8 protein-coding genes are annotated in these 8,431 nt (G+C 34.6%); 3 read left to right on the forward strand and 5 right to left on the reverse strand.

Annotation, left to right across the window (positions count from 1 at the left end; genetic code table 11):
- Positions 1-41 precede the first annotated feature (41 nt).
- Together ABIQ27_RS00235 and ABIQ27_RS00240 are read left to right on the forward strand one after the other, a co-directional pair.
- Positions 42-1,370, forward strand: a complete 1,329-nt coding sequence (locus ABIQ27_RS00235; protein WP_348030936.1) for a pitrilysin family protein — start codon at positions 42-44, stop codon at positions 1,368-1,370.
- A gap of 10 nt (positions 1,371-1,380) precedes the next feature.
- A complete protein-coding gene (locus ABIQ27_RS00240; RefSeq protein WP_348030938.1) occupies positions 1,381-3,435 on the forward strand; it encodes a pitrilysin family protein in 2,055 nt (684 codons plus the stop codon).
- 59 nt (positions 3,436-3,494) lie between these two features.
- Here the strand turns inward: ABIQ27_RS00240 and ABIQ27_RS00245 are convergent, their stop codons facing one another.
- Positions 3,495-4,361: a DMT family transporter gene (locus ABIQ27_RS00245; protein ID WP_348030939.1), complete on the reverse strand. Its 867-nt coding sequence runs from the start codon at positions 4,359-4,361 to the stop codon at positions 3,495-3,497.
- Positions 4,362-4,474: 113 nt separating this feature from the next.
- Between ABIQ27_RS00245 and ABIQ27_RS00250 the strand changes: the two genes are divergently transcribed.
- The gene (locus tag ABIQ27_RS00250) at positions 4,475-4,855 is read left to right on the forward strand and encodes a heavy metal-associated domain-containing protein (protein WP_348030941.1); all 381 of its coding nucleotides are present in this window, start codon (positions 4,475-4,477) and stop codon (positions 4,853-4,855) included.
- 46 nt (positions 4,856-4,901) lie between these two features.
- On the opposite strand, the gene gldD is transcribed toward ABIQ27_RS00250, so the two are convergent.
- From gldD to mutY, 4 genes are read right to left on the reverse strand one after another with little or no spacing between them, the layout of a single operon-like run.
- Positions 4,902-5,465 carry a gliding motility lipoprotein GldD gene (gene gldD / locus ABIQ27_RS00255; protein WP_348030943.1) on the reverse strand — a complete coding sequence of 188 codons (564 nt, stop codon included), beginning with the start codon at positions 5,463-5,465 and terminating at the stop codon, positions 4,902-4,904.
- 7 nt (positions 5,466-5,472) lie between these two features.
- Positions 5,473-6,768, reverse strand: coding sequence for a gliding motility-associated protein GldE (locus ABIQ27_RS00260; protein WP_348030945.1), 1,296 nt, complete (start codon positions 6,766-6,768; stop codon positions 5,473-5,475).
- A gap of 25 nt (positions 6,769-6,793) precedes the next feature.
- A complete protein-coding gene (ssb, locus tag ABIQ27_RS00265) occupies positions 6,794-7,231 on the reverse strand; it encodes a single-stranded DNA-binding protein (protein WP_348030947.1) in 438 nt (145 codons plus the stop codon).
- Between the two features lie 47 nt (positions 7,232-7,278).
- The gene (gene mutY / locus ABIQ27_RS00270; RefSeq protein WP_348030949.1) at positions 7,279-8,319 is read right to left on the reverse strand and encodes an A/G-specific adenine glycosylase; all 1,041 of its coding nucleotides are present in this window, start codon (positions 8,317-8,319) and stop codon (positions 7,279-7,281) included.
- Between the last annotated feature and the right edge of the window lie 112 nt (positions 8,320-8,431).

Consider the following 8,431-nt stretch of genomic DNA (forward strand, 5'->3'; position numbering starts at 1 on the left):
GCAACTAACTGAACAATCAACTGAAAAAATTTTAATTTTTTATGAAAAATTCATTAATCGCTTTAAGTTCAATGCTTATGCTTGGAGGAACAGCTCTTGCCCAAAAGGTCGCTTTTGAGGAATACAACTTGCCAAATGGACTTCATGTAATTTTACACAATGACCCATCTGCACCTGTTGTAATTACCTCTGTTATGTATCACGTAGGTGCTAAAGATGAAAATCCGGAAAGAACCGGGTTTGCTCACTTTTTTGAACATTTATTGTTCGAAGGAACCGATAATATCAAACGTGGTGATTGGTTTAAAATTGTAAATTCAAATGGTGGAGTTAACAATGCTAACACTACCGATGACAGAACGTATTATTACGAAGTTTTTCCATCCAACAGTACACAATTAGGTTTGTGGATGGAATCAGAAAGACTAATGCATCCTGTAATCAATCAAATTGGTGTTGACACACAAAATGAAGTAGTAAAAGAAGAAAAAAGAAGAAGTTATGACAACCGTCCTTACGGGCAAATACTTGCTGAAGTAAAGAAGTATATGTTTAAAGTGCATCCATACCGTTGGACAACTATCGGTTCTATGGATCATTTAGATGCTGCAAAACTGGAAGAATTCCAGGCTTTCAACAAAAAGTTTTATTCTCCAAACAATGCAGTTTTAGTTGTAGCAGGTCAAATCGATATCGCTCAGACAAAAAAATGGATTCAGGATTATTTCGCGCCAATACCAAGAGGTGTTGAATTTAAAAGAGAGACATTTGTTGAAGCGCCAATTACGCAACCAATCCACGCAACTTTCGAAGATCCAAATATTCAAAAACCAATGTTCATTGCTGCTTACAGAACACCATCAATGAAAACCCGTGATGCCCGAATCTTAGACATGATTTCTACTTATTTAAGCAATGGTAAGAGTTCTAAATTATACAAAAAAATTGTAGACGATAAAAAAATGGCACTTGAAGCTGGTGCGTTCAATATGAGCCAGGAAGATTATGGAACTTATATTATTTATGCCTTGCCACAAGGTGATGCTACTTCTGCAGATTTAATGAAAGAAATTGATGAAGAAATTGTGAAAATTCAAACTGATTTAATTTCAGAAAAAGATTTTCAAAAATTACAAAACATCAACGAAAGCAACTATGTGAATAGCAACTCAAATATTGAAGGCGTTGCCGGAAATTTAGCATCTTACTACTTATTATATGGTGATGTAAATTTAATCAATACTGAAATTGACATGTTCCGTTCTATCACTCGTGAAGAAATGAGAGATGCTGCTAAAAAATATCTAAATCCAAACCAACGTTTGATTTTAGATTATCTACCTGCAAAAGACAAAGCTGAAAATAAATAAATTTACGAAAATGAAAAAATCAATTATAGTATTATCAAGCTTGTTTTTAACTATCATTATGCAAGCACAAGACAGAACACAACCGAAATCTGGCCCATCGCCAAGTATTAATATTAAAAAACCTGAAACTTTTTCGTTGCCAAACGGGTTAAAAGTTTTGGTAGTTGAAAATCACAAACTTCCCAGAGTTTCTTTCAATTTAACTATTGACAATGCGCCATATGCAGAAGGAAATAAAAAAGGGGTTGACGATTTAACCAGCAGCTTACTTGGAAACGGTTCTACGAAAACATCAAAAGATGCTTTTAACGAAGAAATCGATTTTATGGGAGCTGATATCAGTTTCTTTTCTTCAGGAGCATCTGCTAACGGATTGTCTAAATATTCGAAAAGAATTTTAGAACTAATGGCTGAAGGTACTTTGATGCCAAACTTCACTCAGGAAGAATTTGACAAAGAAAAAGAAAAACTTATTGACGGTTTAAAAACAGATGCAAAAAGCGTTACTGCTGTTGCCGGAAGAGTTGAAAATGTTTTAGCTTATGGTAGAAATCATCCGTCTGGAGAATATTTATCAGAAGAAACTATCAATAATGTCTCTTTAGATGATGTGAAAAGCAATTATGCTACTTACTTCGTTCCGGAACATGCTTACTTAGTAATCGTTGGAGATGTGAAAACAAAAGATGTGAAAAAAGTAGTTGAAAAACTATTTAGTTCATGGACAAAAGCTACTGCGCCAAGATTGACTTATTCGAACCCAACAAATGTTCAATATACACAAATGAATTTTGTGGATATGCCAAATGCGGTTCAATCTGAAATCTCATTGATTAACACTGTAAATTTAAAACTGTCTGATCCTGACTATTTCCCAGCGATTATAGCTAACCAGGTTTATGGTGGTGATTTCGATAGTTATTTGAATATGAATTTGAGAGAAAAGCATGGTTGGACATATGGTGCATTTTCAAATATCGGTTTTGATAAAAATGTCGCCAGCAAATTCAAAGCTAACGCTCAGGTAAGAAACGCAGTTACGGATAGTTCTGTGGTAGAAGCTTTAAAAGAGCTAAAAAGATTCAGAACTGAAAAAGTAACTGAAGAAGTTTTAAACGGTATAAAAGCAGGATATATTGGGAAATTCGTAATGCAGGTTGAAAAACCGGAAACCATTGCCCGATTTGCTTTAAGAACAGAAACAGAAGGTTTGCCAGCTGATTTTTATGAAAACTATATCAAAAACATCAATGCAGTTACCGCTGATGATGTTATGAGAGCAGCAAACAAATATTTCTTGGAAGATAATTTACGTATTGTAGTTACAGGTAAAGGTTCAGAAGTTATTTCAGGATTGGAAAAATTAAAAATCCCAATGTTCTATTTCGATAAATACGGAAATCCTACTGAGAAACCGGCAATGAAAAAACCAGTTCCTGCAGGAGTTACTGCAAAATCAGTAATTGATGCTTATGTAGCTGCAATTGGTGGAGACAAAGCTGTAAAAGCCGTAAAATCTATCGCATATACTGGTTCTACAACTATTCCCCAGGCACCAATGCCATTATCTTACATCGCAAAAACAGATGCAAAAGGAAGAATGATGGTCGAGCTTTCTATGGCTGGAATGGGTTCAATAATGAAACAAGTTGTAAACGGAAATACCGGCTACATGATGCAACAAGGTCAGAAAAAAGTTTTAGAAGGTGAAGAACTTGCGAAAATGAAAGAAAACGCAGTATTATTCAACGAAACTTTATTGGCTACTAAAAGCGGTGTAATCGTTTCAGGAATTGAGCCAATGAATGGTTCTGATGCTTATGCTGTTGTTGATGGTGATACTACTTATTATTTTGATGTGAACTCAGGTTTGAAAGTTGCTGAAGCTACAACTGATGAGCAAGGCGGACAAAAAATGACAAGAGTAACAAACTTCAACGATTATAGAGTTGTAAAAGGTGTTAAAGTACCTTTCAACACTATCATGAATGTTGGATTTGAATTAGATATCAAAATGAGTGATGTAAAAATCAACGAAGGTGTTACTGATGCAGATTTTCTATAATTAAATAGAAATTATTTTATATATATAAAATCCTCTTGTTTCTAAACGGGAGGATTTTTTTATTTTTTGTTAGCCATAAAAACGCCAATCAAAATAATAAATGCTCCGAAAAACTGCAAAGGTGTGAGCAACTCATTATCCAGCAAGCCCCATAAACAAGCCACTATCGGAATCAGATAAGTAACGGAAGAAGCAAAGATTGGAGACGAAATCTGTATTAGTTTGTAAAAAATCACATTGGCAACGCCGGTTCCGACAATACCCAAAATCATAACAAAAAACATAGCATGCTGTGTTGCTGGTAAAGTCATTTTGGAACTAAAATCAGTAAAGCATAAAATCACAATCGCTGGAATCAGCATCACTAAAAAATTCCCGGTTGTAATACTTAAAGGCTTCACGTCGGAAAGATATTTTTTTATCAAATTGACATTCGTTGCATAACAAACTGTAGCAATAAGCACAAAGGCTGAATAGGAATAGTCATCTGAAACTCCTTGTTCTTTTCCATTGAAAATTAAAACTGCTGTCCCAATCAATCCTATTATGATTCCAAAAATCTGATTTCTTCTGAAGTTCAATCCAAAAGCAATGGCTCCCAAAATCAAAGTATTCAGTGGTGTCAGCGAATTCAAAATTGAACAGATAGAACTACTCACTTTCGTTTCGGCTATGGCAAAAAGATAAGCCGGAATAAAGGTTCCAAATAATGAGGTTAAAGCTATGTATTTCCATTGATGCTGCGCAATGCCTGACAGACTTCTGAATCCTACGATTAGAAGGAAAAGAGCGCAAAAAATAATCCGCAACGAGCCCAATTGAAACGGATCCAATCCGTCTAATCCTTTCTTAATTAATATAAAAGAACTTCCCCAAATAAGGGCAAGCGCTACTAAAATAATCCATTTTAACTGTAGTGACTTCATACCTGTTTTTTAAACACATCAAATTTTGTAATTATTTTAAGAATAATCACTTTTATTTTTCACTAATTTTGTCAATGATTAAATAAAGTCACAAATAATAAATGCTAAAGATTATGAATTTCTCCAAATCGATATTAACTTTTGGTATTGCCTCAACCCTACTGATTGGCTGTAAGGATGCCGGAAGCAAACCTGCATCAGCAAATAGCGGAACAACTACTGAAAAACAAGTTACTGCTGCAGTAAAACCGGAAACCGCAAGTTTCAAAATTGAAGGAATGACCTGCGCTATGGGTTGTGCTAAAACCATTGAAACTAAATTGTCAAAAATGGATGGTGTTCAAAAAGCAACAGTTGATTTTGATAAAAAAGAAGCAACCGTTGAATTTGATGCTTCCGTCTTAACTCCGGAAAGTTTAACAAAAGCCGTTGAAACTACTGGCGATGGCGAAACCTATAAAGTTTTAGGCATGAAAACAAAAGGAAAAGTATAATCTCAAAAACATATAATAAAAAAGTCCCGATTAAATCGGGACTTTTTTATTTCCATTTTATCGTTTCCAGTAAACGCTGCATATCATTCTTGACATAACTTGCGGCAGGCATTATAGAATCAAATTTTGGTTTTGCATAAAAATATACCGAACCTGTTACAAAATGCTTGATGCTGTCTGTGGCATAAAATTGCGCGTTGGTTGCCGCATTTCCATCAACCTGATAGAACATTCCATATACCTTTTTATCGTTGTTCAGATAAGGTTGTTCCAAAATATCATCCGCTTTTATCACGTGCTCATAGGTCAGTTTTTGTGCGTCACGCAATAAAGTATTGATATCATTATTCACCATTTTATAAGTCAAATAAATCGTTGCTTTCATTTTTGGATAATGAATTGAAAATCCACAATCTTTATCTTCTTTGATAATGGCGTCTTCATTCATTTCAAATTCAAACGGACAATGATTGCTAAACGAAGCGTATTTGGCAACCGGATAATCCAATCGCAGTTGACTTGTTGGTTTTGGCAACACATCTTTTTTGCAACTGGAAACCAAAGTCAGTAGCATTATTATCGCAAGAAAACCAAGTGTTCTTTTTATCATTTTTAACTTATTCGAGAGTTACTTTTAATTGTTTTATTCTTTTTTTATCGACAGCTTCAATGGTGAAACGCACATTTGAAAAATGGATTTTCTGTCCTTTTTTGGGGAAATTGCCTAAAATTTCTAATATAAATCCGGCCAATGTTTCCGCCTCGCCTTTACTGCTTTCAAAATCTTCCTCATCAACATCTACAATTCTGTAAAAATCTTTGAGGTTTATTTTGCCTTCAAACAGGAAATTCTTGTCGTCTATCTGTGAAAAACTCAGGTTCTCATCATCAAACTCATCCGAAATATCTCCAACAATTTCTTCGATTACATCTTCAAGAGAAACCAAGCCCGAAGTTCCGCCATATTCATCAACAACTATTGCTAAATGGCTTTTTTTACTTTGAAATTCCTTTAGCAAATCGTCCAGTTTCTTATTTTCGGGAACAAAAAATGGCTCTCTTATCAGTTTGTTCCAATCAAATTCTTTTTTATTGATATGTGGAATTAAATCTTTGACAAACAAAACACCTTCAATATGATCGATGCTTTCTCTGTAAACCGGGATTCGCGAATAACCTTTGTCAACTATCTTATCGTAAATCTCCGCAAAAGTCTCTTCTATTTCCAGTGCAAAAATATCAATTCTTGGGCTCATGACTTGCTTTGTATCTGTATTTCCAAACGAAACAATTCCTTCCAATATTTTTTGCTCTTCAGTAGATGTGTCATCTGTAGAAGTCAGTCCTAATGCCTGCGATAATTGATCTACCGAAATATTCGATTTCTGTTTTCCTAATTTATCATGCAAATAAATACTCACGCTTCGCATTGGCAAGCTTATTGGCGAAAGCAGTTTGTCTAAAAGCGACAATGGGTTGGCAACAAACTTTGAGAATCGGATATTGTTTCTGCTGGCGTATATTTTTGGCAATACTTCGCCAAACAAAAGAATAAGAAACGTAATCAATAAAACCTCAACAATAAATTTTAATAGAGGAGAAGCAATGGCTTCAAAGAGGGAATTCCCAACAAAAGAAAAAATTATCACAACGCCAATATGACTGAAATTATTAGCTACCAATATGGTTGCCAAAAGTTTCTTTGGACGTTGGAGTAATTTGGAAATAAGATTGGCTTTGGAAGAATCTTCTTCTGATAAGGTATTTAAGTCTTGTTGCGTAAGTGAAAAAAGCGCGACTTCTGCGGCAGAAACCATGGCAGAACAAAATAACAGAAAAGCAATAGCTATAATTCCAAAAAGTAAATTGGTATCTATAGTTGCAAATAAATTAGTACTGGGCTCTGGGTCCAATGAGGTAGAGATTAGTTAAACAATATCAGAACGGCAAATCGTTTTCGGGAGCTGCCGGGCTTGGGGCTTCAAAATTAGTGGTTTTTGGTTCTATATTTTGTGATGTTTTTAGTCCGTCAACCTCTTTTTTGGTAGTCAAAAATGTAAATTCAGTAACTTGTATTTCGGTTGTGTATTTGGTTGTTCCGTCTTCAGCTTGCCATTGGCGTGACTTTATTCTGCCTTCGACATATATTTTATCGCCTTTTGACAAATATTTTTCACAAATTTCGGCAGCTTTATTTCTCACAACAAGATTATGCCATTCGGTAGATGTGATTTTTTCGTTAGTTTGTTTGTTGATATAGACTTCATTAGTCGCCAAAGGAAAGCGACCGATACAATTACCACCATCAAAATAATGCATCTTTACTTCGTCACCAAGATGACCAATTAACATTACTTTATTTAAGGTGCCATTCATTTCTCAACTAAATTGTAGTTCCCTCAAATTTACACTTTTTTTGAAAATTAGAGCCATTCTTTCTCAATAAAATTATAAATCACAATAGGAAACGGAAATTTAGAAGCTGATATACAATCCATTCCGTTCAAAAGTGTTTTTTCTACCTTGATTTTCCAGAATTTTATAGTCAGATGTTGGTGTGAAAGTTTGTGGACAATAGCTTCGGTATTGTGTAACGTTATTTCTTTAATATCGTTATCAACAAAATTTTGATTTTGAATTAACTCCAAAATAGCAATATCGGTTTCAGCTGTTTCGGCTTCAAGCAATGGAAATTCATATAAATTATGCCAAATTCCCTTTTGAGTTCGTTTACTAATAAGGGTGTTGTCGTTCTCATCTGAAAAAACCAAATAATTAAAATAGCGTTTGGTTACTTTTAACTTCTTAGATTTAACCGGCAGTTGTGCTACCTTTTTCATTTTCAAAGCCAAACAACTGTCATTAAAAACGCAGATTCCACAATCCGGATTTTTTGGCACACATTGCAAAGCTCCAAATTCCATGATGGCTTGATTGAATATATTAGCATTGCCTTTTGGCAACAATTCTGCGGCTAATTGTGTAAACTCTTTTTTGGCTCCAGCCGAAGCGATATCGGTTTCTACATCAAAATAGCGGGACAAAACTCGGTAAACATTTCCATCAACAACTGGAACACTTTCATTATAAGCAAATGAAGCAATTGCAGCTGCTGTATATTCGCCTATTCCTTTTAAATGTAATAGCTCTTTGTAGCTCTTTGGGAATTCTCCATTGAGTTCAAAAGCGATTTGTTTTGCAGTTTTATGCAAATTTCTGGCTCTGGAATAATAGCCCAAACCCTGCCACAATTTCAAGACTGCTTCCTCATCGGCATTTGCCAGATCAAAAACCGTAGGAAATGCTTTTGTAAAACGCAAATAAAATGGTAATCCTTGCGCAACCCGCGTTTGTTGGAGCATAATTTCTGAAAGCCAAATCGTGTATGGATTCGTATCATTACGCCACGGCAAATCACGTTTGTTTTGTAAATACCATTGGATAAGTGTGTTAGAGAATTTCATAGTTAAATTGTGGATTGCAAAAATAAATCTTTATGTGATTAAATTTTAATAGATTATGCTTGAAATATTGTTTTTTTAATTCATATATTTGCAACCTCAAAAAAATTACATA

Source organism: Flavobacterium sp., assembly GCF_039916025.1.
Lineage (GTDB): Bacteria > Bacteroidota > Bacteroidia > Flavobacteriales > Flavobacteriaceae > Flavobacterium.